The sequence below is a fragment of the Mycobacterium sp. NPDC003449 genome, assembly GCF_053588415.1.
Window position 1 is genome coordinate 1 of sequence record NZ_JBSFPX010000028.1, and the last position, 26,532, is coordinate 26,532.

The 26,532-nt window shown below is 68.5% G+C and carries 26 protein-coding genes and 1 tRNA gene; 10 read left to right on the forward strand and 17 right to left on the reverse strand.

Translation table 11 applies throughout. The features are described from left to right. On the forward strand, positions 1 to 1,403 hold a 1,403-nt coding region (locus ACWDTP_RS10410; RefSeq protein WP_450019236.1), incomplete at its 5' end, for an ABC transporter substrate-binding protein/permease. Next, complete coding sequence (locus tag ACWDTP_RS10415; RefSeq protein ID WP_450019238.1) at positions 1,400 to 2,164, forward strand: amino acid ABC transporter ATP-binding protein; 765 nt, start codon at positions 1,400 to 1,402, stop codon at positions 2,162 to 2,164. The genes ACWDTP_RS10410 and ACWDTP_RS10415, both read left to right, overlap by 4 nt. A 115-nt stretch (positions 2,165 to 2,279) precedes the next feature. Here ACWDTP_RS10415 and ACWDTP_RS10420 read toward each other — a convergent pair whose 3' ends face one another. Continuing rightward, positions 2,280 to 3,533 (reverse strand): cytochrome P450, encoded by a 1,254-nt coding sequence (locus ACWDTP_RS10420; RefSeq protein ID WP_450019240.1) that lies wholly within the window; start codon positions 3,531 to 3,533, stop codon positions 2,280 to 2,282. Between the two features lie 44 nt (positions 3,534 to 3,577). Continuing rightward, on the reverse strand, positions 3,578 to 4,822 hold the full coding sequence (tgt, locus tag ACWDTP_RS10425) for a tRNA guanosine(34) transglycosylase Tgt (protein ID WP_450019242.1): 1,245 nt from the start codon (positions 4,820 to 4,822) through the stop codon (positions 3,578 to 3,580). 67 nt (positions 4,823 to 4,889) lie between these two features. On the opposite strand from tgt, the gene ACWDTP_RS10430 reads away from it, so the two are divergent. Beyond that, on the forward strand, positions 4,890 to 5,336 hold the full coding sequence (locus tag ACWDTP_RS10430) for a lipoprotein LpqH (protein ID WP_450019243.1): 447 nt from the start codon (positions 4,890 to 4,892) through the stop codon (positions 5,334 to 5,336). On the opposite strand, the gene ACWDTP_RS10435 is transcribed toward ACWDTP_RS10430, so the two are convergent. Continuing rightward, complete coding sequence (locus ACWDTP_RS10435) at positions 5,323 to 6,231, reverse strand: haloalkane dehalogenase (RefSeq protein ID WP_450019245.1); 909 nt, start codon at positions 6,229 to 6,231, stop codon at positions 5,323 to 5,325. The two genes, ACWDTP_RS10430 and ACWDTP_RS10435, sit on opposite strands and share 14 nt — an antisense overlap. 134 nt (positions 6,232 to 6,365) lie before the next feature. Between ACWDTP_RS10435 and ACWDTP_RS10440 the strand changes: the two genes are divergently transcribed. From ACWDTP_RS10440 to ACWDTP_RS10460, 5 genes are all read left to right on the forward strand, one after another. Then, positions 6,366 to 6,896 (forward strand): lipoprotein LpqH, encoded by a 531-nt coding sequence (locus ACWDTP_RS10440; RefSeq protein ID WP_450019247.1) that lies wholly within the window; start codon positions 6,366 to 6,368, stop codon positions 6,894 to 6,896. Positions 6,897 to 7,046: 150 nt separating this feature from the next. Then, entirely contained in the window at positions 7,047 to 8,618 is a 1,572-nt protein-coding gene (locus ACWDTP_RS10445) for a PE-PPE domain-containing protein (RefSeq protein ID WP_450019249.1), read from the forward strand. A 44-nt stretch (positions 8,619 to 8,662) separates the two neighbouring features. Continuing rightward, a complete protein-coding gene (locus tag ACWDTP_RS10450) occupies positions 8,663 to 9,316 on the forward strand; it encodes an SGNH/GDSL hydrolase family protein (RefSeq protein WP_450019251.1) in 654 nt (217 codons plus the stop codon). An 11-nt stretch (positions 9,317 to 9,327) separates the two neighbouring features. Then, on the forward strand, positions 9,328 to 11,103 hold the full coding sequence (locus ACWDTP_RS10455; RefSeq protein ID WP_450019253.1) for a penicillin-binding transpeptidase domain-containing protein: 1,776 nt from the start codon (positions 9,328 to 9,330) through the stop codon (positions 11,101 to 11,103). 88 nt (positions 11,104 to 11,191) lie between these two features. Next, entirely contained in the window at positions 11,192 to 11,440 is a 249-nt protein-coding gene (locus ACWDTP_RS10460) for a hypothetical protein (protein WP_450019255.1), read from the forward strand. Here ACWDTP_RS10460 and ACWDTP_RS10465 read toward each other — a convergent pair. From ACWDTP_RS10465 to ACWDTP_RS10500, 8 genes are all read right to left on the reverse strand, one after another. Then, on the reverse strand, positions 11,404 to 13,164 hold the full coding sequence (locus ACWDTP_RS10465; protein ID WP_450019257.1) for a diol dehydratase reactivase ATPase-like domain-containing protein: 1,761 nt from the start codon (positions 13,162 to 13,164) through the stop codon (positions 11,404 to 11,406). The two genes, ACWDTP_RS10460 and ACWDTP_RS10465, sit on opposite strands and share 37 nt — an antisense overlap. Continuing rightward, positions 13,161 to 13,493 (reverse strand): diol dehydratase small subunit, encoded by a 333-nt coding sequence (locus tag ACWDTP_RS10470; protein ID WP_450019259.1) that lies wholly within the window; start codon positions 13,491 to 13,493, stop codon positions 13,161 to 13,163. Before ACWDTP_RS10470 ends, ACWDTP_RS10465 begins: the two co-directional genes overlap by 4 nt. Then, complete coding sequence (locus ACWDTP_RS10475) at positions 13,490 to 15,709, reverse strand: propanediol/glycerol family dehydratase large subunit (protein WP_450019334.1); 2,220 nt, start codon at positions 15,707 to 15,709, stop codon at positions 13,490 to 13,492. The genes ACWDTP_RS10470 and ACWDTP_RS10475 overlap by 4 nt, the downstream gene beginning before the upstream one ends. Positions 15,710 to 15,774: 65 nt before the next feature. Then, entirely contained in the window at positions 15,775 to 17,130 is a 1,356-nt protein-coding gene (locus ACWDTP_RS10480; RefSeq protein WP_450019261.1) for a WS/DGAT/MGAT family O-acyltransferase, read from the reverse strand. 234 nt (positions 17,131 to 17,364) lie between these two features. Beyond that, positions 17,365 to 18,096 (reverse strand): NYN domain-containing protein, encoded by a 732-nt coding sequence (locus ACWDTP_RS10485; protein ID WP_450019263.1) that lies wholly within the window; start codon positions 18,094 to 18,096, stop codon positions 17,365 to 17,367. 440 nt (positions 18,097 to 18,536) lie between these two features. Next, positions 18,537 to 18,627, reverse strand: a tRNA-Ser gene (locus ACWDTP_RS10490). 231 nt (positions 18,628 to 18,858) lie between these two features. Next, a complete protein-coding gene (locus ACWDTP_RS10495; protein WP_450019265.1) occupies positions 18,859 to 19,311 on the reverse strand; it encodes a nucleoside deaminase in 453 nt (150 codons plus the stop codon). Beyond that, the gene (locus tag ACWDTP_RS10500) at positions 19,308 to 19,814 is read right to left on the reverse strand and encodes a tRNA adenosine deaminase-associated protein (RefSeq protein ID WP_450019267.1); all 507 of its coding nucleotides are present in this window, start codon (positions 19,812 to 19,814) and stop codon (positions 19,308 to 19,310) included. The genes ACWDTP_RS10495 and ACWDTP_RS10500 overlap by 4 nt, the downstream gene beginning before the upstream one ends. A gap of 99 nt (positions 19,815 to 19,913) precedes the next feature. Here ACWDTP_RS10500 and ACWDTP_RS10505 point away from each other — a divergent pair, with 99 nt between their 5' ends. Next, positions 19,914 to 20,858: a prephenate dehydrogenase gene (locus ACWDTP_RS10505; protein WP_450019336.1), complete on the forward strand. Its 945-nt coding sequence runs from the start codon at positions 19,914 to 19,916 to the stop codon at positions 20,856 to 20,858. On the opposite strand, the gene ACWDTP_RS10510 is transcribed toward ACWDTP_RS10505, so the two are convergent. The 5 genes from ACWDTP_RS10510 to ACWDTP_RS10530 are packed head-to-tail and all read right to left on the reverse strand — an operon-like array spanning position 20,821 to position 24,970. Further along, a complete protein-coding gene (locus ACWDTP_RS10510) occupies positions 20,821 to 21,438 on the reverse strand; it encodes a putative glycolipid-binding domain-containing protein (protein WP_450019269.1) in 618 nt (205 codons plus the stop codon). The genes ACWDTP_RS10505 and ACWDTP_RS10510 overlap by 38 nt on opposite strands. Next, positions 21,435 to 22,250: an ABC transporter permease gene (locus ACWDTP_RS10515; RefSeq protein WP_450019338.1), complete on the reverse strand. Its 816-nt coding sequence runs from the start codon at positions 22,248 to 22,250 to the stop codon at positions 21,435 to 21,437. Before ACWDTP_RS10515 ends, ACWDTP_RS10510 begins: the two co-directional genes overlap by 4 nt. After that, positions 22,247 to 22,912, reverse strand: coding sequence for an ABC transporter permease (locus ACWDTP_RS10520; protein ID WP_450019271.1), 666 nt, complete (start codon positions 22,910 to 22,912; stop codon positions 22,247 to 22,249). Before ACWDTP_RS10520 ends, ACWDTP_RS10515 begins: the two co-directional genes overlap by 4 nt. 3 nt (positions 22,913 to 22,915) lie before the next feature. After that, on the reverse strand, positions 22,916 to 24,022 hold the full coding sequence (locus ACWDTP_RS10525) for an ABC transporter ATP-binding protein (protein ID WP_450019273.1): 1,107 nt from the start codon (positions 24,020 to 24,022) through the stop codon (positions 22,916 to 22,918). Between the two features lie 6 nt (positions 24,023 to 24,028). After that, a complete protein-coding gene (locus tag ACWDTP_RS10530) occupies positions 24,029 to 24,970 on the reverse strand; it encodes an ABC transporter substrate-binding protein (protein WP_450019275.1) in 942 nt (313 codons plus the stop codon). 149 nt (positions 24,971 to 25,119) lie between these two features. Between ACWDTP_RS10530 and ACWDTP_RS10535 the strand changes: the two genes are divergently transcribed. Then, the gene (locus tag ACWDTP_RS10535; protein WP_450019277.1) at positions 25,120 to 25,500 is read left to right on the forward strand and encodes a LapA family protein; all 381 of its coding nucleotides are present in this window, start codon (positions 25,120 to 25,122) and stop codon (positions 25,498 to 25,500) included. A 2-nt stretch (positions 25,501 to 25,502) separates the two neighbouring features. Here ACWDTP_RS10535 and ACWDTP_RS10540 read toward each other — a convergent pair whose 3' ends face one another. Further along, on the reverse strand, positions 25,503 to 26,531 hold the full coding sequence (locus ACWDTP_RS10540) for a phosphotransferase family protein (RefSeq protein WP_450019279.1): 1,029 nt from the start codon (positions 26,529 to 26,531) through the stop codon (positions 25,503 to 25,505). Between the last annotated feature and the right edge of the window lies 1 nt (position 26,532).

Sequence of the window (26,532 nt, forward strand, 5' to 3'; positions counted from 1 at the left end):
CGGCCGGCACCAGCGATGAGCCGATCAAATCCGCCGGTGTGCTGCGGGTCGGCACAGAGGGCGTGTACTCGCCGTTCAGCTACCACGACGCCGCGACCGGTCAACTGGTCGGCTACGACGTCGACATCGCCCGCGCGGTCGGCGACAAGATCGGGGTTCGGGTCGAGTTCGTCGAAACCCCATGGGATTCGATCTTCGCCGCACTCGAGGCCAACCGCTTCGACGTGGTCGGCAACGAGGTCACCATCACACCGGAACGGCAGGCCAAATACGACCTGTCCGAACCGTATTCGGTCGGTGAAGGCGTCATCGTCACCAGGGCCGACGACGATTCGATCAGCTCGCTCGATGACCTGAAAGGCAAGGTCGCCGCCGAGAACGCAACCAGCAACTGGTCGGAGATCGCGCGCAAGGCCGGGGCCAGGGTTGAGGCCGTCGAGGGTTTCACCCAGGCCATCACGCTGCTCAACCAGGGCCGGGTCGACGTCGTGGTCAACGACAGCATCGCGGTCTATGCCTATCTGGCCGAGACCAACGACAAGTCGGTGAAAATCGCAGGCACCGTTGGCGAGAAGAGCGAACAGGGATTCGCCGCCCGCAAGGACAGCGGCCTGCTACCCGAGCTGAACCGGGCCCTCGACGAGCTGCGCGCCGACGGCACCCTGGCCAACATCTCGCAGAAATACCTCAAGGCCAACGCCTCGGGGGCACCGGAGCCGGCCGCCGACGCGCCCGCGGTCAGATCGACCTGGCAGCTGATCGCCGACAATCTGTGGCCGTTGGCCAAGGCCGCGATCACGATGACGATCCCGCTGACCATCATCAGCTTCGTGATCGGCCTGGTGATCGCGCTCACGGTGGCGCTGGCCCGGTTGTCGTCGAACGTCGTGCTCAGCAACACCGCCCGGTTCTACATCTCGGTGATCCGGGGCACCCCGCTGCTGGTGCAGCTGTTCATCGTGTTCTTCGCGCTGCCCGAGTTCGGAGTGAAGATCGATCCGTTCCCGGCCGCGGTGATCGCGTTCAGCCTCAACGTCGGCGGCTACGCGGCCGAGATCATCCGCTCGGCGATCCTGAGCATCCCCAAGGGCCAATGGGAGGCGGCCGAGACGATCGGCCTCAGCTATCTGGGTGCGCTGCGGCGTATCGTGTTACCGCAGGCCGCCCGGGTCGCGGTGCCGCCGTTATCGAATACCCTGATCTCCCTGGTCAAAGACACGTCGCTGGCATCGACCATCCTGGTGACCGAACTGCTGCGGCAGGCCCAGATCGTCGCGGCGCCGACCTTCGAGTTCTTCGCCCTGTACGGGACCGCGGCGGTCTACTACTGGGTGATCTGCCTGGTTTTGTCGTTCGGCCAGAGCCGCATCGAACGCCGACTGGAAAGGCATGTGGCGCGATGACCACCGAGACCGAAAACCGGATCACTGCCCAAGGTGTGGAGAAAGCCTTCGGCCACATCGAGGTTCTCAAAGGCCTGTCGTTCACCGTGCCGCAGGGCTCGGCGACAACCATCATCGGGCCGTCGGGCTCCGGAAAGACCACGCTGCTGCGTGCCCTCAACGCACTGGACGTACCCGACGCGGGGGTAATCCGGGTCGGTGACGTCGAATTGGACTTCGCCACACCGGTGGCCAGGGATGAACTGCGCCGCTACCGGGCGCAGAGCGGGTTCGTCTTCCAGGGCCACAACCTGTTCCCGCACAAGACCGTGCTGCAGAACGTCACCGAGGGCCCGCTCGTCGTGCAGAAACGCCCGCGCGACGAGGTGACGGCCGAGGCGACCGAATTGCTGAACCAGGTGGGCCTGGCCGACAAGCGAGATCAGTACCCGTACCAGCTTTCCGGCGGCCAGCAGCAACGCGTCGGCATCGCCCGCGCGCTGGCGCTGAAGCCGAAGGTGGTGCTGTTCGACGAACCCACCTCGGCACTCGACCCCGAACTGGTCGGCGAGGTGCTCTCGGTGATCCGGGATCTCGCCGTCGAGGGTTGGACCCTGGTGATCGTGACGCACGAGATCCAGTTCGCCAAGCAGGTATCCGATCAGGTGCTGTTCACCGACCGGGGCCTGATTCTGGAGCAGGGGCCCCCGGCGGCGGTGATCGGCGACCCCCAAGAAGAGCGGACACGGCAGTTCCTGCAGCGGATCCTCAACCCGCTCTAGGGTTTTCTGCCTGCCCGTTGCCCCGCGAGCAGACACCCCGGTACCCCATTTGCGGTGATTACGGGTACGTTCACGTCTGCTCGGCGAGGGACTGCTCGGCGGGGAAAAAGGAGCGTCAGATGGCGACGGAAAGCCTGGACAGCCCGCGCAGGGTCACGTTCCGCTTGTAGGCCGGTTCGCCGGCCAAGCGGGCGTGCGGAAACCGCGCCGTCACCGCCGACAACGCCACCGCGGCCTCCAACCGTGCCAGCGGTGCGCCGAGGCAGAAGTGCGGGCCCTTGCCGAAGCCGAGGTGACGGATCGTCGCGCGGTCCGGATCGAACTCGCCGGGCCGCTCGAACACCGCCGGATCCCGGTGCGCGGCGGCCAGCAGCAACAACATCGTGTCGCCCCGGGCTACCGTCACGCTCCCCCGGTCGTCAGGTCCCCCGATGTCCATATCGGCACCGGCGTATCGCGAGACCAGTTGCACCGGTGGGTCGTAGCGCATGGTCTCCTCGACCACGGCCGACGCCCGGCCGGCGTCGGAGCCCAGCGCCGACCACTGCCGCCGGTCCCGCAGCATCGCCAGGATCGCATTGCCGATCAGGTTGACCGTGGTCTCGTGCCCGGCGACCAGCAGCAGGTTGCAGGTGGCGACGATCTCGTCCTCGGTGAGCTGGTCCCCGGACTCCTCGACCTGGATCAGGCCCGACATCAGGTCCTCGCCGGGCGCGTGCCTGCGCCGGTCGATGAGGTCGCGCAGATAATCGTTGAGCCAGCGCCCGGCTTTCATCTGCTCGTCGAACAGGTCCGAGGTCTCGCCGGTCAGCGCCAGGAACGGGTCCAGTGCGGCGGCCAGCAACCCCGACGCGTGGCTGAACTCGGGTTCGTCCTCGATCGGCACCCCGAGCAACCGGCAGATCACCGCCACCGGGAGCGGATAGGCCAGGTCGGCGACCGCATCGAAACCGGCATCGCGGCGCTCGACGGTGTCGAGCAGATCGTCCACCAGTGTGCTGATGGTGGGTTCGAGCGCCCTGATCACCTTGGGCACAAAGGCTTTGCTGACCAGACCGCGCAACCGGGTGTGGTCGGGCGGATCGAGGAACAGGAAGCTGGACGGGCCCTGCGGCCGCGCGTCGGTGTCGGCGTCGAGCCGGCGCTGCGCGATGGTCGACGTGGTGCGGTCGTTGCACGACGACGGATGGCGCAGCACCTCGTCACAGTCGGCGAACGTCGAGAACACCGCGAGGTTGCCCTCGGGCAGGCACAGCGGCCCGCCCTCGCGGATCCGGTCGAAGGCCGGGTACGGGTCGGCCCGGTTGGCCGGGTCCAGCAGCTGCAACAGCATCGGCTGCGGAGCCTCGTCTTCTGCGGCAGTGGTCATGCACTTATTGTGCACGCGTTGAAGAAGCTGGCAGGTCAGGATGGCTAAGGTACGGCCGCACCGTAATACCGGCCCAGCACATCCGCCCGCAGCTCGTCGAACTCACCGGCGACGATCGCGGCCCTGATCCGGTCCACCAGCCGGATGACGAACCGCTCGTTGTGGATCGTGCACAACGTCGCCGAGAGCATCTCTTTCGCCTTGAACAGATGCCGGATATAGGCGCGCGAATAGTTGGCGCAGGTGTAGCAATCGCATTCGGCGTCGATCGGGGTGAAATCGCGCTTGTACCGGGCCCCGGTGATGTTGAACCGTCCGGTGGCCGAGTAGACGGCCGCGTTGCGCGCCACCCGCGACGGCGAGACACAGTCGAAGGTGTCCGCCCCGGCCGCGACCGCGTCGAACAGATCGTCGGGCTCGCTGATCCCGAGCAGGTGACGGGGCTTGTCGGCGGGCAGCTCATCGCTGACCCAGCCGACGATGGTGGCCAGGTTCTGCTTCTCCAGCGCCCCGCCGATGCCGTAGCCGTCGAAGCTCAGCCCCTCCGCGGGCCCCGCCTGCTGCCCGATCGTGGCCAGCCCGCGCGCGGCCCGGCGCCGCAGGTCCTCGTACTGGGCCCCCTGCACCACCCCGAACAGCGCCTGGGGCGGCCGCTCCGGCGCCCGCGACTGCAGCCGCCGGTGTTCGGCCAGGCACCGCGCCGCCCACTCGTGCGTGCGCTGCACCGAACGTTCCTGGTAGGCGCGGGTGTTGACCAGCGTGGTGAGCTCGTCGAACGCGAAGATGATGTCGGCGCCGAGCTGATTCTGGATACCGATCGACACCTCGGGGGTGAACCTGTGTTTGGAGCCGTCCAGGTGGGAGCGGAAGTTCACCCCGTCGTCGTCGACGACCGCGAGGCGTTCCTTGCCGTCGGCGATGATGTCGTCGGCCTGCAGCCGCGAGGCGTCCATCGCCAGCACCTTCTTGAATCCGACACCCAGCGACATCACCTGGAAGCCGCCGCTGTCGGTGAACGTCGGGCCCGGCCAGTTCATGAACGCGCCGAGCCCGCCCGCCTCGGCCACGACGTCGGGGCCAGGTTGCAGGTACAGGTGATACGCATTGGCCAGAATGGCTTGGGCGCCAAGTTGACTCATCGTCTCGGGCAGCACCGACTTGACCGTCGCCTGGGTGCCCACCGCGATGAACGCCGGGGTGTGGATATTCCCGTGCGGGGTGTGGATGGTCCCGACCCTGCCGTGCCGGCCGGCTAACTCGGCCTCGACGGTGAAATAGGGCTGATCCACAGCAGATATTCAACCGGATGGACATCCCGTTGAGGGCACGGGGGCGCACGGACGATACTGCTTGCTCGTGAACCACCGTCTGTTCGCCCCGTGCGTGGCCCTGCTGGCCGGCATCGTGGGGTGTTCGTCAGGCTGCTCGTCGGCACAGGGGCACACCCCACCCGACCAGCCACCACAGGGCAGGGTCAACTTCGGCACCAACGATGCCGGGCCGGTGACCTCGATCGGATGCCGGGCCGAGGACGGCCGGATAACCATCACCATCGAGGGGCGCCTGCCCACCACGGTGGTCCTCACCGACAGCGAGGCCCCCGCGGTGAAGTCGGTCAGCATCGGCCGGGCCGGCACCGGGGAGCCCGCGCTGGCCTACATCGACGGAACCTCCACCGCGCCGGTCCTGGCCTCCCGCGACGGCAAAAACTACACCGTCACCGGCAGCGGACTGGGCACCGATGCGGCCAATCCGCTGACCCCGGTGCAGATGCCCTTCGACGTCGCGGTCACCTGCCCCTGAGGAACTCGGCGATCGCCCGGGCCAGATCGGGGCCGGCGTCCTCCTGCAGGAAATGGCCGGCGTCGGCGATCACCGGATGGTCGATGCCCTGCGCCCCACGCATCTCGCGGCGCAGGATCGGGGCCATCGCACCGGTGATCGGGTCGCCGTCGCTGAACGCCACCAGCATGGGAGTTTCACTGGCCACCAACGTGTTCCAGGCCGATCTGTTGGCGGGCGCGGCCGGGTCGTCGGGCGAGGTGGGCACCAGACCGGGCATCGCGCGCGGCCCCGCACAGTACGAGTCGTCCGGAAACGGCGCGTCGTAGCCGGCCCGGACCTCAGCGCTGACCGGACGGCGGCAACCCGAGGCGACGAACCGGCCGACGTCGATGGTCGGCAGGTTCTGGATGGCCGTGCGGAACTGCCACCAGATCTCGGGCATCGGAACGTCGCCCGTGGGCAACCCGGTATTGGCGACGACGATATTGGCGAACCGGTCGGGATGTTCGGCGGCCAACCGCAATCCGATCAACCCGCCCCAATCCTGACCGACCAGGGTCACCCGTCGCAGGTCGAGCACATCGAACGCCAGGGCCCGCATCCACTCGACGTGGCGCGCGTAGCTGTGGTCCTCGATACGGGCCGGCTTGTCCGATCGGCCGAACCCGACCAGGTCCGGGCAGATCACCCGGTGCCCCGCGGCCGTCAGGACCGGGATCATCCGGCGGTACAGAAACGACCAGGATGGTTCCCCATGCAACAACAGGATCGGATCGGCGTCGGGCGGCCCGTCCTGCACCCAGGCCACCCGCAGTTGCCCGCCGTCCCCGTCGTCGAGTTCGCAATAGCTTGGGGGATAAGGAAATTCGGGGAGATCGGCGAATCGGGCTTCGGGGGTTCGCAAGGTCTGCATGGATTCGAACCTACGACCTCCAGCCCACGGACTCGAGCAATTCCCCCAATCGCATACCGCCGGGCCGGGCCAACCCCATACTTCACCGAGGCGGGCCGCCGATCCGGCGCCCGCACAACCATGAGGAGAACAGGGTGAAGCGTGGATTCCTGGTGGCCGTCGGTGGCGCCGCGATCGTCGTTGCCGGTCTGTCCGGATGTTCGTCGGGTGGCGAGAAATCCGAGTCGACCGAAGCATCACCCACAGCGTCCGTACCGACCACCACCTCGGCCGTCCAGTCCGGCACGGCGCAGGCCGGCGACGCATCGGCCATCACGGGGTCGGGCAGCGCGCGGGTCCTCATCGACGGCCAGGAGCGTCCGGTACAGGGCACCGTGGTGTGTGCGAGCGCCGCGGGCAACGTGTCTTTGACCGTCGGCGAGGGCATGTCGGTGGTCACCGCCACCGTCTCCGAAGGAGATCAGCCCACGGTCGGCGCGGTCGGGCTCGGCAATATCGACGGGGTGAACCTCGGCTTCACCCCAGGGGTGCCCGGCGCCAGCGCCGAGGCCACCAAGGACGGCAATACGTACACGATCAAAGGCAGCGCCACCGGGGCGGACCTGTCCAACCCCGCGGCGGGGGTGGTGACCAAGCCGTTCGAGCTCGAGGTGACCTGCCCGTAGCGGTCGAATTTGCTGCGAGCTGTCGCCGGATAGTGCAAAATCCTGTGCGGGTTGAGGTATCGACACCCGGCCCGGTTTACTCACGACGCCACGATCAGCGGTTCGACCCCGCCGTGGCGCCGTGTCGGATTTGCGCGAAAGGCGTCGACGATGCGGTGGAGTATGGGTTCGCTGGGCATGGTCATCGCGGCGCCGGTCGGTGCCATGGCGCTGGCCTGGTCGGGGGCAGGACCGATACCGCTGCCCACCGTGCCCGCACCGACGGAACTGCTGGCCCAGTCCCTGTACATGCGGGGCACCAAAATCGGCGGCTACACCGATGACGATGCCCCGTTCGTCCGGTTCGCCAACGGTGTCCTCGGCCAGACCTACGGGTCGGCACCCGGGCTGACGCCCGATACCGATGACGATTGGCGCACCGGCGACCAGATCGAGTACAACGGCGGATTCTGGCCGTTCTCGCAGGGCGGGTTCGGCGACCTGACCTACGGGGCATCGGTGGCGCAGGGCCTCGGCCGGGTCGGCGATCGCATCGATGCCGAGCGCCTGCAGGACCCCGACGGCACCATCGTCGTCGTCGGGTATTCGCAGAGCGCGGTGATCCTCAGCCAGTACAAGGCGCAGACCGCCGAGGGAAACATCGTCTATGTCCTGGTGTCCAATCCGGCCCGGCCGAACGGCGGCATCCTGTCCCGCTTCCGCGGGTTCACGATTCCCATCCTCGACATCCCGCTGTCCGGTCCGGCACCGACCACCAGCCCGGGCTGGGCGGAGGGTGACCCGCCCACCACCTACGACCTCACCCAGCAGTACGACGGCTGGGCCGATTTCCCGAGGTATCCGCTCAACGTGCTGGCCACCGCCAACGCGATAGCCGGAATCGTCTACCTGCACGGCGATTACGAGAACGCGGTGGATCCCGAGGACGATCTCGCTCCCGGGGCACCCGATACCGACTACGACACCTACGGCGATACCGCGTACTACACCGTCGGCACCGATCTGCTGCCGCTGCTGCGTCCGTTCGAACAGGTCGGCGTCCCCCGGGCGGTGCTGCTGGGTTTCGACGCGCCACTGCGCGTGCTGGTCGAGCAGGGCTACGACCGCACCGTCAACCCGGGCGAGTCCACCCCGGCCGGATTCATCCGCATCGCCAACCCGATCACCGACGTCGCCAACTTCATCGGTGCGATCCCGATCGGGATCGACGACGGCCTGGAGGCCGCCGGGTACGGCCGCCCACTCGGCACCACCCCGGCGGGGATGTACGGGGTGGGTGGGCCGGAGCCCACGCCGCCGGGTGACGACGTCGCAGGCCTGACACCGGTCGCGCCGGACAACCCGCCGCAACAGACCCCGGCCAAGCCCGGCGAGCCGCCGGTCAAACCGCTGGCCCGGGCCGACGACGACGTCACGCGCGTCGACAGCGAGGACGCCGCCGACGCGGCGGATACCGCCGTCGAGAAACCCGTGCGTCCCCGGCCCGCACGGCCCAAGATCCGGGGCCCCATCAGCTTCGCCCGTTCGATCGCCAAGACCATCCGCACCGGCAAGCCGGACACCGAGAAGCCGGCCGCTCAGACACCCGACGACAAACCCGCCGCCACGTCCACCGACACCGCGGGCGATTCGGGCGATGCCGGTGGCGGCGCCAAGAAACAGGCGGCCGACAAACCCGACCGCAGCAGCGACCACCCGGGCAGGCACCGCAAGGCGGGGTAGTCCGGACCGGTGCGCGCCGCCCCGCCGTGTGGTGTGCTGGGGCCATGGCAGCCAAGCGAATTCTGTGTTTCGGTGACTCATTGACCTGGGGCTGGGTTCCCGTCGAGGACGGCGCCCCGACGGACCGATTCGCCGCCGACGTGCGTTGGACCGGCGTGCTCGCCGACCGCCTCGGCCCCGACTACCAGGTGATCGAGGAGGGCCTGAGCGCCCGTACCACCAACATCGACGATCCGGCCGACCCCCGGCTCAACGGGGCCGCCTATCTGCCGTCCTGCCTGGCCAGCCACCTCCCGCTGGACCTGCTGATCGTCATGCTCGGCACCAACGACACCAAGGCCTACTTCCGGCGCGAACCCCTCGACATCGGGATCGGCATGTCCACCCTGCTGACCCAGGCGCTGACCAGCGCCGGCGGCGTCGGCACCCGATACCCCGCGCCGCAGGTGCTGGTGGTCTCGCCGCCTCCGCTGGCCCCGATGCCGCACCCGTGGTTCCAGCTGATCTTCGAGGGCGGCGAGCACAAATCCGCCGAACTCGCCAAGGTTTACGCCGCACTCGCGTCGTTCGTGAAGGTGCCGTTCTTCGACGCGGGCAGTGTGGTGCGGACCGAAGGCGTCGACGGTATCCACTTCACCGAGGCCAACAACCGCGATCTCGGCGTGGCCCTGGCCGAGCAGGTGCGTGCCTTGCTGTAAAGCTGGAGGACATGAGTCGACCCGCGTGTGCGTGGCTGTTGCTGCTCGCCCTGTTCCTGCCGGTCGTCGGCTGTTCCTCGGGACCCGACGCCGCCGACCGGTTCGCCGCGTTCGCCGACGCCGTAGGGCGCAAGGACTCGCACGCCGCCGCCACCCAGACCAGCGATCCGGCGGCGGCCGAACCGGTGATCGCCGCGATGTTCGACGGCATGGGCGATGCGGCCACGGTGAAGGTGACCGCGTCACCGGCCGAGGGCGATGACGCCGGCGCGACCCTGCACTACCAGTGGTCGTGGGGGCCCGGACACGATTTCGACTACACCGCCACCGGTACCGCCGCCGAGACCGGTGACGACTGGCTGATCACCTGGGCACCGACACTGCTGCACCAGGATCTGGCCCCCGGGCTGAAGTTCCAGTACAGCCAGGACAGTGAACTGCAGACCCCGGTACTCGACCGCGCCGGCCAACCGTTGATGACCTGGCAGACCGTCGGGGTGATCAACCTGGAACGCGCCCATCCGGAGGCCGCGGCGCCGTTGGCCGCCCTGCTGAACCGGTTCGATCCGTCGACGACCGCGGATTCGATCGGTGCGCAGCTCAATTCGTCCTCCGACGATCGGGTGACCGCGATGAAACTGCGTGAGGACGACCTCGCCCAGGTGCGCGATCAACTGGCCCAGGTTCCCGGCGTCACCGTCGCCGAGCAGGGCGAGCTGCTGACCACCGACCGGGCACTGTCCTCACCGGCGATCGGCGGGCTCGGCGACCTCTGGCATGACCGGATCACCAAAGGTGCGGGCTGGTCGGTATATCTGGTCGACGGGGACGGCGAGGCCGCACAGCGGCTGAAGTCGACCCCACCCGCACCGACCGAACCGGTGCGCACCAGCCTGGATCTGCGGATGCAGCTGCTGGCCCAGCAGGCGCTGGCCGCCGAACCACGGCCCGCGATGCTGGTGGCGATCTCCGGTTCGACCGGCGGCATCCTGGCCGCCGCGCAGAACGCGGCCGCGGATCCGCAAGGGGCCGTGGTGTTCTCGGGTCTCTACCCACCCGGGTCGACATTCAAGACCATCACCACCGCGGCCGCGCTGAAGGCCGGCCTTGCGACCCCGGACACCCCGGTGGCCTGCCCTGGGCGGGCCACCATCGAGAACCGCACCATCCCCAACGAGGACGACTTCGACCTCGGAACGGTGCCGCTGTCCTCGGCGTTCTCGCATTCCTGCAATACCAGCATGGCCGCGCTGGCCGATAAGTTGCCCGCCGACGCCCTCACCAACACCGCACGCGATTTCGGCATCGGTGTGGACTACACCGTGCCCGGTCTCACCACCGTGACCGGGCGGGTGCCCAACGCCGACACCGCCGCCCAGCGGGTGGAGAACGGTATCGGCCAGGGCACCGTGACGGTGAGCCCGTTCGGCCTCGCGGTGGCCGAGGCCAGCCTGGCACACGGCTCGACCGTCGTCCCGACCCTGGTCGACGGCGCGAAGACGACCGCGGACAAACCGTCGGTTCCGTTGCCGCCCAACGTCACCGATGCGCTGCGGGCCATGATGCGACTGACCGTGACCGAGGGCACCGCCAGTGAGTTGAGCGATATCGCCGAGCTCGGCGGCAAGACCGGGACCGCGGAGTTCGGCGACAATACGCATTCACACGGCTGGTTCGCCGGTATCGCGGGCGATATCGCGTTCGCGACCCTGGTGGTCGGGGGCGATTCCTCGGCACCCGCGGTCAAGATCTCCGGCGACTTCCTGCGCCCCGCGCTGGCTGGCTGATCCCGGCGAGCGGACTACCGGTTAGCCCCACCGGCGAATGGAGGTCAACGGTGGCGACACCGGCTCGCCGCAGCGCCATTGTTGGGTCATGACGATGCCATTGAAGTTCCTCGCACCATGGTTGGCCGCGACCGCAGTCGGCGCGGCGGTCGCCTTCGCACCCGTCGCGGCGGCCGCGACCCCGCCGCGCGTGCAACCGCCCGCCGTCAGCCCGACCGGAACCGATCCGCTGGTCCCCTACGGCACCAATCCCGACCTGCCCTACCCGCAGGGCTACATCGACTCCGACCACGACGAGGTCTACACCACGAACGGCGGTGTGGACCTGCCGTTCTGACCCGGCCGATGCGCCTGCGCGGACAGCTGCACCAGCCCCGAGGCGACCGCGAACCGCGGACCGTGCACGCCGTCGATGTTGGCCCGCCCCACCACGACCGGCACGGCGCGCAGGGATTCGCCCACGGTGCGCAGCAATTCGTCGTCGAGCGCACCGCCGCCGGCCAGCACCAGGGCCGTCGGTGGCTTGTCGAACGCCTTCAGGCAGCGGGCGATGTTGGCCGCCACGGTTTCCTGTTTGATGGCCAGCCGCAGGCTGCGCCACTCCTCGGCGGCCAGCTTGCCGGAGAACGGCACCAGCCCGGCACTCCCACGGGTACACAGCCGCCCGATCGCGTCGGCGGGCGCCGGCGCGTCCAGGAACAGCCGCCGTCCGTCCTCCTCATGGGCGAGGTGCGGGCCCTCGACCCGGATGGCGGGCGTGCGTTTGACCCGTTCGGCCAGGGCGCGGGGAATGTTGAGCAGGCGCGCGACGGCCACCGTGATGGTCTCCCCGGCGCCCGCGGCCGTCACGGTGCGGTCATCACCGACGAGATCGATGGTGCCGCCGCCGATATCGCACACCACCGAGCCCGGCGGCAGACCGGGCGTCGTGCGCGCCCCGCGGGCGGCTGCCTCCGGTTCGGTGGAAATCGTGCGGGCCGGGCGGCCGGTCAGCTCGTGCAGCGTGGCCGCGGCGTCCTCGACATGGTCGGCGGACAGCAGCGCGACGACGGTGCCGCGGGCGTCGGCCACGCCGCGGCGCAGCCAGGTGCCGTTGTCGAGGGCCGCGAGGTCGGTGAAGAACGCGTCGTCGACCGCGAGTTCGTGAACCGGCATGGCGCGCAGCCGGATCCGCACCACGTTGCCGGGGGGTGCACTGCGCAGGATGCTGTGGGCCTGGGCCGGTGAGTAGCGAACCACCCGGCCGTCGGTCCTGAACTCGACGTAATCGTCGTCGACCGGGGGCGGCTCGGCTGCGCCGGTGCGCGGGGTGACCGCGATGGCAGGCGAATCAGCGAGTTCCCTGGTGAATTCGGCCACGTCGTTGATCCGCTCCGGCCCGATTTCCAGCGCCGCGGACAGCGCGATCGGATCGGCCAGGGCCCGGTACGCGCGCCCCTCGGCGACCACCTCCACAGCCACCAGCACGCCCGGCCGCAGACCGTCCAGGGTCACCTCGTCGACCACCGGTACGTCGACCGGTATGCGGTTGCGGATCAGTACGGCGTCGTCCTGGGCCGCCAGCACCCCGGCGATGGCCCAGCCACGGGCCACGCCATCGCCGATCGCGGCGGCGGCATCCTCGAAATCGGTTTCGGTGTCCACCGAGACGATGACCGGTCCGGCGGCGACCGGATCCGACAACGCGCCCAGCGGCACGTGCCGCCCGACCGCGAAGCCGCTACCCGCCGGGGTGCTGGCATCGGGCCGGCGCAGGCTGCGCACGGGTGAGCGCGGCGATGCGGCCGGCGCCAGCGGCGCGGTCTCGGTGTCGACCGGACGGATCGAAGGGAGCACCAGTTCGTCGACCCGGACCTGTGATTCGACCTCGATGCGGTGCAGCAGTGCGGCCGCCCCCTCCAGTGACTCCCGTGACCCCTTACGTCCCCGGGTCGGCGCGTGGCCGTGGCCGACCGGCAGTACCGAGCCGTCGGCAGCACCGTTGTCGACGCGGGCCAGAACGATCTCGGTGGTGTGATTGCCGACATCTATTCCGGCGACAATACGGCCGCGGGAGGTCACCGCAACAAGCCTCGCCGGGCGTAGACGGCGGCCGCCTGCCGCACCAGCTCGGCGCAGCGGGCGGCACCGCGGGTTTCCAGCGACGCCTGCAGCGCGTCGAGTTCGGCGGCTGTCGAGCGGTGCGGACGCAGCGCCTCGTAGAGCCCCATCACCTCCTCATCGTCGATGGTGGCCAATTCGGCTGCACGAAGGAAGTTTCCGGCGAGTTGCGGATTGCCGTTCTCCTCGGCGACGACCGCCTGATGCGCCAGGGCGGCGGGATCCATCCGCAGGTCGGACAGGTCCAGCTTGCCGTCGACGGCCGCCTCGACGGTGTATTTTTCGCTCATGCGCGTGCCACCCGCACCGTGACCGGGGCCTGACCTGGTTCGCTGGCCTCGCGTTCCAGCGCGACGAGCGCCACCGCACGGGCGTGGTAGCGCGCCGATATCGACTCGTCGGTGCCGCCGGTCAGGATCGGCACCGGCGCCATACCCTTGGCGTGGCGGGCGGCGTTGCGGCCCAGCTCGCGATAGTTGCGCGCGGTCAGCAGCGGCGCGACGCTGAACAGTTCGAGGTTGGCCAGCGGCGCCAGGTCGCGCCGATGGATCAGCGCGGTGCCCTTGCCCTGCAACCCGATTCCGATCCCGGAACCGGACAGCTTGGCCGCGGTCAGGCCGATCAGCCCCACGTCGATGGTCGATCGCACCCGCACGAATCGTGGCACGCAGCCCTCCTCCTCCAGCCCGGCCGACAGCTGCCGGATCACTTCACCGACCGTCAGACCGCACAGCGTCAACCACACGCTGCGGCCCAGCGCCGGTGACAGTCCGATGCACACCTCGCGCGGATCGCCGCCCTGGCGCGCAGGCTCGACGTCGGCAACGATGATGTGGCCCGCGTGCCCGGCCTGATCGGCCGTCAGCTCCGCGGCGGTGCGCTGCTGGCGGATGTTGTCGATCTCGGCCCGGCGCTGCTCGGTCAGCGTGTATCCGGTTCCGGGCCCGGCGTAGTCGTTCGGGTCGGTGATCTTCGAGAGCACCCGGAACTGCTCGTCGAAGATCGCCGAGGTCTGTAACTGGTCACCGCGCAGGCGTTCTCGCGTCAGCCGCATGATCGCCCTGGCCTCGGCGTCGTAGCCGGTCCGCTTGAGCGAGGCCACCACGTCGAACACCGTGAGCTGTTTGGCCTCGATCGCGTTGGCGGCTTCGGCGACCGCCTTGGGATCGCCGGGCGGCAGGTCGCGGGATCCGTTGGCGGCCACCACATCGTCGACGTGGCTGTCGTCGAAGTCGGCCAGCCCGAGGTCGCGGTACACGGCCTGCACGGCCTGCGCCGCATGCCGGCGCACCTCCGCCAGATGTTCGGCGGAGACGGTGCGCAGCCCGCCGTCGGCGCCCCAGTCCCGCTGCAGCACCAGGAAATCGTCCATATCGTCGGAGTTGAAGTTGGACAGCGCGAACGCGTTGTCGTAGCGCGGGATCGAGCCGAACCCGGAGAAGATGAAATCGGCGCCAGCCAGCAACACCGGCAGGGTGTGGGCGCTGCGCCGGATATCGGACTCCGATATCAAGTTGTCGTTGCCCGCGCAGGATTCCAGGTCACGCATCATCACCATGAGGTTCTCGGCGAGCAGTTCCTTCATGCCCTCGGGCACCGAGGCCACCACCCCGACCCCGTCGATGCCGCCGTTCTGCACGCCCTGGGATCCCAGCGCCCTGGCCAGCGAGACACAACGGGATTCCAGATACAGGATCGAGCATTTCTCGGCGGCACCCATCAGCACCTCGGCCCCGCCGCCGCTGGTGACCCGCATCTTCAACCCACGCGAGGCGTAGGCACTGGTCAGGATGGCCTTGGAGAACGGGGTGTCGTCGCCGTCGACGAACACCTGCTCGGTGCCGTAGATCGAGATGGTCTCGGCGTAGCTGGTCAGCCCGCGCAAGCCCAACCGCAGTTCCAGCGCCTCCTCGATCGAGCACTGCGCCATCGCCCCGGGCACCCCGACCTGCGAACCGATCAGCAGCGCAACGGCATTCGACGGTGCATCGCCGAGCACCGGCACCGTCGTCTCGACCTCACGGAACCCGTAGGCCACCGCACTCGCGGCGTCCGCGGCGATCAGCAGCGGATCGTCGAGCTGGTTGGTCACGTGGGCCTGATTGCTCGGGGTGCGGCGGGCCCGCATCTTGGCCATCGCGAGTTGCATCTCGACCGGCGTGAGCACCGCGATCACCCTGGCCAGTTTGGCCGGGGTGGTGCCGCCGATCAGCCGCACCACTTCGGCGCGCGGTACCGCCAGGTCGACGGCCATGCGGGCCAGTTCGACATCGGACAATGCCATCGCCTCGGGTGCGACGTCGAGATCCAGACCGTAGCGGGCGATGAACTCGTCGATGACGTCGAAGTCCTCGGCGGGCCTGCCGTCCATCTCGACGACCGTCCCGTCCCGGATCACCAGGGACGGCTCGGGATCGTTCGGGCTGCGCATGGCGGCCAGGCCCAGATCGGGGGCGGCGACGCTGAAACCGTCGAGATTCACCGGTTTCGCATCGAGAATCCGCATCCGGCCCAGTGCGTCACCGTTGTTTTCCGCCATGGCAATGATCCTGCCGTGCGAGCCCCGATTCGTCACGCCCCGGTGGCCAGCTCCAGGTCTTTGAGCGAGCTCTCCAGATGACCGAGCATCCGCTGCAGGTGCGGCACGCTGCGCCGGCAGCCGACCAGACCGAAGTCGAGACTGTCGGCGTTGCCTGCCACCGTGATGTTCATCGCCTGCCCGTCCAGCGCGATCGACAGCGGATAGCTGCCGTCCAGCCGGGCGCCCTTCCAGTACAAGGGCTGTCGCGGCCCCGGCACATTGGAGATGACCAGGTTGAACGGCGGTGTGGTGGCGCCGACGAAACCCGGCACCGAGGTGAGCCCGAGCGGCGCGATCATCAGGGCCGACAACGCCAGCGCCTGGATGCGGGGCAGCTCGGCGAACACCTTCTTGTTGTCGCGCATCGACCGGGTGACCACGGTGAGCCGCTCGGCCGGATCGTCACGGTCGGTGCCCAGATCACACAGGATCGTTCCCACCATGTTGCCGCCCGCGTCGGCCTCCTCCGCCGAGCGCAGGCTGACCGGCACCATCGCGACCAACGGCCGGTCGGGCAGCGCGTCCTGCTCGATCAGATAGGCCCGCAGCGCACCCGCACACATGGCGAGCACCACATCGTTGACGGTCAGGCCGGCCGCGGCCTTGACCCGGTGGAATCGTTCCAGCGGCCAGGACTGCGCCGCCACCCGGCGGGCACCGCCGATCTTGACGTTGAACATGGACTTGGGGGCGCCGAACGGCAACGTGAGCTGTTGTTCCAGCAGCGCCGCGCGGGCCAGCTTCAGGGTCGACGGGGCCAACCCGGCGATCGATGCGGTGGCGTCGGCGACGGTGCGCAACCTCGACGTGGCGGGCCGGGGATGCCTGCGCCGCGGCAGCGTCCACGGCGCCGTGGCCCGGGTGTCGGCAGGATCCGTCGACAGCGTGCGCTCGACCAGCTTCATCGCCGACACCCCGTCGATGAGCGCATGGTGCAGTTTGGTGTAGACCGCGAACCGGCCGTCGGCCAAACCCTCGATCAGGTGGGCCTCCCACAGCGGGCGGTGGCGGTCGAGCAGCCCGCCGTGCAACCGCGACGCCAGCTCCAGCAGGTCGCGCACCCGCCCTGGCGCAGGCAGCGCGGACCGGCGCAGGTGGTAGTCCAGGTCCACCTCGTGGTCGACGGCCCAGCCGATATTGGCGATACCGCCGAGCAGGGTCGCCGGATGCTTGCGGAACACCGGCTGAAAATCGGTCTGGGCGATCAGGTCCTCATGCAGGTCACGCATGAAGGTGGGGCCCGCATCGGGCGGCGGCTGGTACAGGGCCAGCCCGCCGACGTGCATCGGATGCTCCCGCGTCTCGGCGAGCAGGAACATCGAATCGGTCGGCGACATGAACTCCATGGGCCCATTGAACGCGGATCCCCCGGATGCCGGTGGGAAAAACAGGTAGCCGCAACCAACGACAAACTCCCCAACCAGTGTTCACGGGCGGGGAGTTTTGTTGGCGGTGGCGGAGGGATTTGAACCCTCGGACGGGGCGACTCTGCCTGCTGATACCCCGTCGAACTGCGAAGCACGTTACGTCGGTTCACCGAAGTCATCTATGAATGTGTCCACATTTGCGGCTGGCCAGCACTACCAGTCGGCCGGTTTGGTCCACCGCCCGACAGTTTCGGGCATCTGGTGCGCCTGGTACTGACGCGCAGACAGCTTGCCCCACCAGTGACGCCCAGCACCCTCGGTCGCCAATCCACGCAACGCGCCTGCTAGAGGCTTGTTCCCAGGGTTTACGGTACCGACTGGCACTAACGTCCGCGCAATCCCCAGGGGCAGGGCAAGGTCCGAGTCGTTTGAGATGACAATTGCAGCATTGACCTCCCGCCTGAACACGTCTGCGAGGAGGTGCGTAGCCACGTTGACGTCCGAACCCTTCTCCTCGCGCACTCGCACCGTAGCCAGAAGCATGGGAGACCCATCCTTGGCCGTTACCGACTGGACCGGGATACCTGACCATGACTCGGCGCCGCTAGGCGCCAGTACCTGGACGCCTCCGCTCGACGTCTGCGTCGCGAGGGGGGCCTTTTTCGCCCACGCTACGTAGCGGCCTAGCTCCAAGACGTCGATAGCCTTGTGCTCACGAAGCGCCTTAAGGTAGATATCCTGATCCGTGTAGGCGCTCGGACTATCCGCAGGATCGACGCGCGCCGTGCAGTAGACCACACGGTGGATGTATGAGTTCTGCCATCCGCACAAACTCGTAGCGAGCGCCCGCACATCCAGCCAACGCCATCCGGCAGTGCCGCGGCCGCAATGATTCCGCATCCCGTAGTACAGATTGAACGCGTCGATGTAGACCCCCACCTTCATGATGAGAACCTAAACTGCGAGTTCGCTAACCGAAGCAAGATGCCCTTACGCGGCCAAAAAGACCCCGCCCTAGCAAGAGGACGGGGTGGGTACTTGCAACGTTATAGCGCGCTAGAAAGTCGGTCAAGTCTCACACGTCACATCTGTCGCAGTTTCGCCGAAGGCGGACACCAAGCCGTTCTCGATTCGGATCAGTAGTGCATTGGGGTGACGGTCCGGCGCAGGTACCCGATCGCGGGGCACTGTGCCGATCGTGACGGGCCCTTGCTCCCGATGAGAGAGCTGCCGAAACGTTCCGACACCGATTTACACGCAGTTGCGGCACCATGAACAATTACGAGTGACCAATGGCTGTGTCAAAGTGTGTCCACCAGAGGTCAAAACACCCCGTCGATAGAGATAGCAAATCCCGCTACGTGCAATAGCAGGCGCGGGATTTGTGGCGGTGGCGGAGGGATTTGAACCCTCGGACGGGGGTTACCCGTCACACGCTTTCGAGGCGTGCTCCTTAGGCCGCTCGGACACGCCACCGTGTGGCAGCTTACCGAACCGGGGTCGCTGGCCCTAATCGCCCCGGACGGCCGGATCGGATGCCGAGATTCACATCAGGGACAGATTTCGCCCAATTTTTATCCCTGACGTGAATCTCGGTGAAACGAACCCTCATTGGAGTGGCCCGCACGCGTGATCCTCCCGCGAGTCTGCACGTAGAGCGTGATTTGGGGCCCGCACGCGATCTGGGCGCAGGCTCGGCGCTACCGCTCAGCGCTGGGACGCGAAGAACTCCTCCAGCAGGCCCGCGCACTCCTCGGCGAGCACCCCGCCCGTCACCTGCGGGCGGTGGTTGAGCCGACGATCGCGCACCACATCCCACAGCGAGCCGACGGCACCGGTCTTGGGCTCCCAAGCCCCGAACACCACCCGCGCCACCCGGGCCAGCACCAACGCCCCGGCACACATCGTGCAGGGCTCCACCGTCACGGCCAGGGTGGTGCCCTCGAGCCGCCAGCCGTCGCCGAGGACCACGGCCGCGGCGCGCATCGCGACCATCTCGGCGTGGGCGGTGGGGTCGCCGAGCAGCTCGCGGGCATTCCCGGCGCGGGCCACCTCGGTGCCGTCGGGGGCGAACACCACCGCGCCGATCGGCACATCGTGCGGGCCCGCCGAGCCGGCCGCGTCCAGCGCGGCGCGGATCAGCGCTTCATCGGGTCTCACCGATTGAGGCGGTCCAGCACGGCCGACAACTCGTCGGCGAAGCCCATCTCACGGGCGATCCGGCCGATCTGCTCGTCGGCGTACAGATCGGTTTCGTCGAGGATGATGCTGAGCACCGCGTCGGGCAGCCCGATATCGGACAGCAGGCCGAGGTCGCCCTCCTCGAACGGGTCGGCATCGTCGAGGTCATCGGCTTCGATGTCGGCGTCCAGCTTCTCCAGCACCTCGGCGGCGATGTCGTAGTCGAGGGCCGCGGTGGCATCCGACAACAGCAGCCGGGTTCCGGCCGGCGCGGGCCGCACGATAACGAAGAATTCGTCGTCGACGTCGAGCAACCCGAACACCGCGCCGGCGCTGCGGAGCTCGCGCAATTCGGTCTCGGCCGCGGCCAGGCTGTTGAGTGCCGACGTACGCATGGCCGTACACCGCCACTTACCGTCCTCCTGTACGACGGCCACGCCGAAGCCATCAGGCAGGTCGGCCGGCGCACCCTGTGCTCCCATGAGCGCCTACGGTAGTCGCCGACCAGCGAGTTTGACCAGCGCTCACCCTGGGTACCGGCGCGGGTCATATGCCAACCTTTAACCGTGACAAACACACCCGTGTGCGTGCTGGGGCTCGGTCTGATCGGCGGCTCGCTGATGCGCGCCGCCACCGCGGCCGGCCGGGAGGTTTTCGGCTACAACCGTTCGGTCGAGGGCGCGGCGGCGGCCCGGTTCGACGGCTTCGACGCCACCGACAACCTGGACCAGGCCCTGCGCCGAGCCGCCGAGAGCGGCGCCCTGATCGTGCTGGCTGTGCCGATGCCGGCGCTGCCGCTGATGCTGGGCCACATCCGCGACACCGCACCGCGATGCGCGTTGACCGATGTGACCAGCGTGAAAGGTGCCGTGCTCGCCGAGGTCGAGGCGTGCGGGCTGCTGGACCGCTTCGTCGGCGGCCACCCGATGGCGGGCACCGCGCATTCGGGCTGGGCCGCGGGAACCGCGAAGCTGTTCGTCGGCGCGCCCTGGGTGGTCGGCGTCGACGACCACGTCGATCCGCAGGTGTGGACGCTGGTGGCGCAGCTGGCCCTGGACTGCCACGCGGTGGTGGTGCCCGCGCGCTCCGACGAGCACGACGCCGCCGCGGCCGCCATCTCGCATCTGCCGCACCTGTTCGCCGAGGCGCTGGCCGAGATCGCCGGGGACCTGCCCCTGGCCTTCGCGCTGGCCGCCGGATCGTTCCGGGACGGCACCCGGGTGGCCGCGACCGCGCCCGACCTGGTGCGCGCCATGTGCGAGGCGAACGCCGGGCAGCTGCTGCCCGCCCTGGACCGCGGCATCGAGTCACTGACGAACGCCAGGGACACGCTGGCGGCGAGCGGCTCGGTGGCCGAGCTCGTCGAGAACGGCCACGCCGCGCGGATGCGCTACGACAGCTTCAGCCGGCCCGAGATCATCACGACCGTCGTCGGTGAGCGGAATTGGCGCGCCCAGTTGGCCGCGGCCGGGCGGGCCGGCGGGGTGATCAGATCCGCCCAGCCAGTCCTGGGTAATCGAGGATGAATCCGTCGGAGTCGACGGCGATGGTGGTGTCGGCGACCGGCGACTTCAGTTTGATGCCCGCCGCGGCGTCCGCGCCGCTGCTGTAGCTGACGCTGACCTCTTCCACCGAGAGTTCCGGCACCCGCACATAGACCACGGGAATGGTCACCGACTCGGCATGTTCATGCAGTCCGACCCGGCGGATCGGCAGGGTGTTGAAGAACGGGCTGAGGATCACGTCGACGTCGAGCGCGCCGCCGAAATCGGATCTGCTGGTCTGGGTGTGATCCTGCACCAGCCACATGCCCTCCTCGTCGCGCGCGATGGAGATCTGGCGTTCCCGCTCGGCAAGGGTGACGGTGAGCGACAGCCGTTTCGTCGCGCCCGACTCGTCGGTGACCAGATCGTAGGACGCCGAGAACGCCGCATGGGACGCGGTGGCCGCAGCGATGATCCGGCCGTAGGCCTTGATCCGGTTGCCCGACAGCTGGACCCGCGCCGATTCCATCCTCGGCACGTCGTGTGCCCGCCAGGTCAGCACCGCCGGCCAGGCAGATTCCTGCCCGACGGACTCGTCGCCACTGTGTGCCTGTTCACTCACCCGTCTACCGTATGCGACGCAGACCCGCCGTCGTAGCCGACTCCGGAACTCCCCCGCGCACGGGCGGGCGCACGGGATTCCAGTGCGATCTCATCGCCCAGTAGCGGTTCGGGCATGGCGGTACCGCTGCCGTCACCACGACGCCGGCCGCGCAGCCGGCCGGTGCCGGGCACCGACAACCACACCGCGAACGCGAGTGCGGCGTCGAGGATCAGCGCGAGTGCGGTCACCATCAGCGCACCCACCAAGGCGATGTGGAACTGCCTGACTTTGATGCCGTCGATCAGGTAGCGACCCAGGCCGCCGAGGCTGGCGTAGGCCGCGATGGTGGCCGTCGCCACGATCTGCAACGTCGTCGTGCGCAGCCCGCCCAGGATCAGGGGCAGCGCATTGGGCACCTCGACCCGCAACAGCACCCGGCGCTCGGTCATGCCCATCGAGCGCGCCGCGTCCACCACGGACCGGTCCACGTTGGCGATACCGGAATAGGTGCCGGCCAGTAGCGGCGGGATGCCCAGCAGCATCAGCGCGACCGTGGGAGGCACCAGTCCCAGTCCCCACAGCAGTACCCCGAGCAGCAGCACACCGAGGGTGGGCAGCGCACGCAACGCGTTGACGCCGGTGACGACCAGGAATGTGCCGCGGCCGGTGTGCCCGATCAGCATCCCGATCGGCACCGCGATGACCGCCGAGGCCACCACCGCGACCACGGTGTACTGCAGGTGTTCGGCGATCCGGATGCCCAGCCCGGCCGGGCCGCCCCAGTTCTCCGCGGTGAAGATGAAGGTGAGCGCCTGCTGCAGGAAGTTCATCCGGCCGCCTTCGACCTGCGGGGCGTGCGATCCGCCCTGGTCCACGGCGTGATCACCCGGCCGGCCAGCATGATCAGCGTGTCGATGATGATCGCCAGCACGAAGATCGCGATGATCCCGGCGATGATCTGATCGCTCTTGTTGGCCTGGTACCCCTCGGTGAACCAGGTACCCAGGCCGCCGATTCCGATCACCGAACCGACCGACACCATCGAGATGTTGGTCACCGCTACCACCCTCAGGCTGGCCACCAGGACCGGGATCGACAGCGGCAGTTCAACTTTCAGCATCCGCATCAGCGGCCGGTAGCCCACCGCGGTGGCCGCGTCGCGCACGTGTTCCGGCACCGCGTCCAGCGCCTCCGGCACCGCCCGGACCAGCAGCGCGCTGGTGTAGAGGGTCAGCGCCACAATGACATTGGCCTCGTCGAGGATCCGGGTCGGGATGATCAGCGGGAGCACCACGAACAGGGCCAGTGACGGGATGGTGAAGATGATGCTCGCGGTGACGGTGGTCAGCCGCCGCAGCGTGGTGGTGCGTTGCACCAGGGCGCCCAGCGGCACGGCGATCAGCAACCCCAGCACGATCGGCACCAGCGACAGCCGCAGGTGCACGAGCGTCAGCACCCACAGATCGTCGAGGTGGGTGAACAGATAACGCATGCCCTACCCCAGCTCCGGGACTCGGCGTTGCTCCCTGAGCGCCTCGAGCACATCGTCGGCGCGCACCCCGCCGATCAGCCTGCCGTCCTCGTCGACCGCCACCCCCAGCCCGCTCGGGGAGGACAGCGCCGAATCCATGGCCTGGCGCAGGCTGCCGTCCGGGGCGAAGAAGGATCCGCCGCCGACCGTGCAGTCGTAGAGCTGATTGCCCTTGCGGTGCACCTCGACACCCGCAGCGTTGATCCAGGCGTACGGCGTGCCGGACGTGATGACCAGCCGCCACTCCTCGGGTTTCAGATCGAGCTCGTCGATGTCGTTCTCGTCGACGTGTTCGATCTCGTGCAGCGGGAGGCCGGTCGCGTGGAAGAACTGCAGCCCGCGGTAGCCCCGGTCCGCGCCGACGAATCCCGATACCAGCTCGTTGGCCGGGTTCGACAGGACGAAGGCCGGGTCGGCGTATTGCAGCAGCGCCCCGCCGCGGCCGAACACCGCGACCTTGTCCCCGAGCTTGACCGCCTCGTCGATGTCGTGGGTGACGAACACGATCGTCTTGCGCAGTTCGCTTTGCAGCCGCAGGATCTCGGTCTGCAGATCCTCGCGCACCACCGGGTCGACGGCGCTGAACGGCTCGTCCATCAGCAGGATCGGCGGGTCGGCGGCCAGCGCGCGGGCCACCCCGACGCGCTGCTGCTGACCGCCGGACAGCTGCGCGGGGTAGCGGTCGGCCAGCTTCGGGTCAAGGCCGACCCGGTCCATCACGCCGAGCGCCGCCTTGCGGGCGCTGCGCCGTGATTCGCCACGCAGCACCGGCACCGTGGCGATGTTGTCCACTACCCGCAGATGCGGCATCAGACCGGCGCTCTGGATCACGTAGCCGATGCCCAGCCGCAGTTTCACCGGATCGACCTTGGTCACGTCCTCACCGTTGACGGTGAGCGTTCCCGAGGTGGGTTCGATCATCCGGTTGATCATCCGCATCGAGGTGGTCTTGCCGCAGCCGGACGGTCCGACGAACACCGTCAGCGTGCCCTCGGGTACCGCCAGACTCAGGTCGTCGACGGCGACGGTGCCGTCGGGGTAGCGCTTGCTGACGTTGTCGAACGTGATCATCTGGACCTACTTCTGCACCGGTTGGTCGAACCCGTTGTCCTTGATCCACTTTCCCGCCGCTTCGTCGGGGTCCACCCCTTGATTGCCCTCCACCGACGTGTTGAGTTCGATCAGCGCCTCGGTGGTGAGCTTCGCGCTCACCGCGTCGAGCACCGTCTTGAGGTCGTTGGACATCTTCTGCGACGCCACCAGCGGAACGACATTGGCGGCCAGGAAGGCGTTCTTCGGATCCTCCAGGACCACCAGCTGGTGCTGCTCGATGGAGGGTGAGGTGCTGAAGATGTTGGCGGCCGTGACCGCGCCGCTGTTGAGGGCGTCCACGGTGGCCGGCCCGCCGCCGTCGCTGATCGAGACGAAATTGACCGGGGCGATGTCCAGCCCGTACCGCGACTTCAGCCCGACCAGACCCGTCTCGCGGGTCTGAAATTCCGATGGTGCGCCGACTTTCACCTCGGCCGAGTGTTTCGCGAGATCCTCGATGGTCTTGAGGTTCCATTTCTGCGCGGTCGCCTCGGTGACGGCGAGGGTGTCTTTGTCCTCGGCAGGCGACGGCACCAGGATCGACAGGTCGCCCGGCAGCGCCTTGAACAGCTCGAGCAGCACCGCATCGGAGGTGGTCGCGGTGGTCTGTTTGTCGAAGTACTGCAGCAGATTGCCGGTGTATTCGGGGATCAGGTCGATCGAGTGGTCCTGCACCGCAGGCACGTACGTTTCGCGGCTGCCGATGCCGAACTGTCTGCCGACCTCAAAGCCGTTGGCCTCCAGCGCCTGCGCATAGATCTCGGCGATGATCTTGGATTCGGTGAAATCCGCCGACCCCACCACGATGGACTTGAGGTCGCCCGAGATTTCGCCACCGCCCAGCGGATTCGAGCTGCCGCAGCCGGTCGCGAGCACGGTCAGTAATGCGAGCAGGGTCGCCAATGTTGCCAGGGTGCGGTGCTGCATGCGCGCGTCCTTTCGGCGACGGCGGCAGAATCTGATGGCCACGTTCTCACGTCGACCCGCCTCCAAGACCTTAACGGCAGGCCCGACATGCCGCCGTGGTTTGGCTCGTGGTGGTTTGCTTTGCGGCCGATCCGGGCAAAGATGTCACCATGACCAGCGATGAGCCGGCCAACGGCTTTCCGGAGCCGACGCCGGATACCACCCCGCCGGAGTCGACCCCGGCCGAGACGACCCCACCGGACAAGGGCAGACGCGCACCCGACAAACCCGGGCTGACCCGCGCGGCGGCGTTGTGGTCAGCCCTGATCATGGGCTTCCTGGTGCTCATCGTGCTGCTCATCTTCATCGCACAGAACACCGAGCCGGTTCCGCTCACGTTCCTCGGCTGGCACTGGTCGCTGCCGACCGGCGTGGCGATCCTGGGTGCCGCGGTGGCCGGTGGCCTGCTCACCGTGGCCGCCGGAACCGCCCGCATCTTCCAGCTGCGCCGCACCGCCAAGCAGAACCTGAAGGCCGCGCTGCGCGGCTGAGATCAGCCCAGCACGCGCAGCCCGGCGGCGATCAGCGGGGCCACCGCCTCACCGACCCGCGGACCGTCGTCACCGCCGCCCTCGCGGCGCCGGAAATCGATGCCCGCCGCGATGACCGCGAGCTTGAAGTAGGCCAGGGCCATGTAGAAGTCCCAGTGCGCCAATTCCAGACCCGAAACCGTCGCATACCGGTCGGCCAGCGCGTCGGCCGACGGCAACAGCGGCGATGTCCAGGCGGCGTGGATGTCCAGGACGAGGTCGAAGGCCGGGTCCCGGTACACGCACATCAGCGCGGCGTCACTGAGCGGGTCGCCTAGCGTGGACAGCTCCCAGTCCAGCACGGCGCGCACCACCGTGGGGTCCCCGGCGTCGAGGATCGTGTTGTCGATCCGGTAGTCGCCGTGCACGATCGAGACCCGGCCCTGCCGCGGAACCGCCTCGCCGAGCGCCGCGTGCAGGCGGTGCACATCGTCGTCACGGGTGTCGTCGGGCAGCCGCACATGCTCCCACTGCGAACCCCACCGCCGGATCTGGCGTTCCAGGTAACCGTCGGGCCTGCCGAAATCGCCCAACCCGACCGCCACCGGATCCACCGCGTGCAGGTCGGCCAGCACCTGGATCAGCGCATCCACGCAGGCCGCGGCCTGCGCCGGGTCGCCGGACGGGATCAACGCGTCGAGTTCGGCGGCGCTACGTACCACCAGGCCGTCCACGTTCTCGACCATCTGGAACGGCGCGCCGAGCACCGCGTCGTCGTCGCACATCGTCACCGCACGCGCCACCGGAACCCGGGTGTCGGCCAGCGCCGCCACCACCCGGTACTCCCTGGCCATATCGTGCGCCGACGGCGTCAGCCCGTGCAGTGGCGGGCGGCGCAGCACCCAGGTGTGGGCATCGTCGCCGACCCGGAACGTCAGGTTGGAGCGGCCGCCCGAGATGAGCTCGGCTCGCAGCTCACCGCTGCGGGGAATCCCTTCGCCGCGCAGGTGGCGGTCCAGTGCGGCCAGGTCGAGGCCTTCCAGATATGTCACT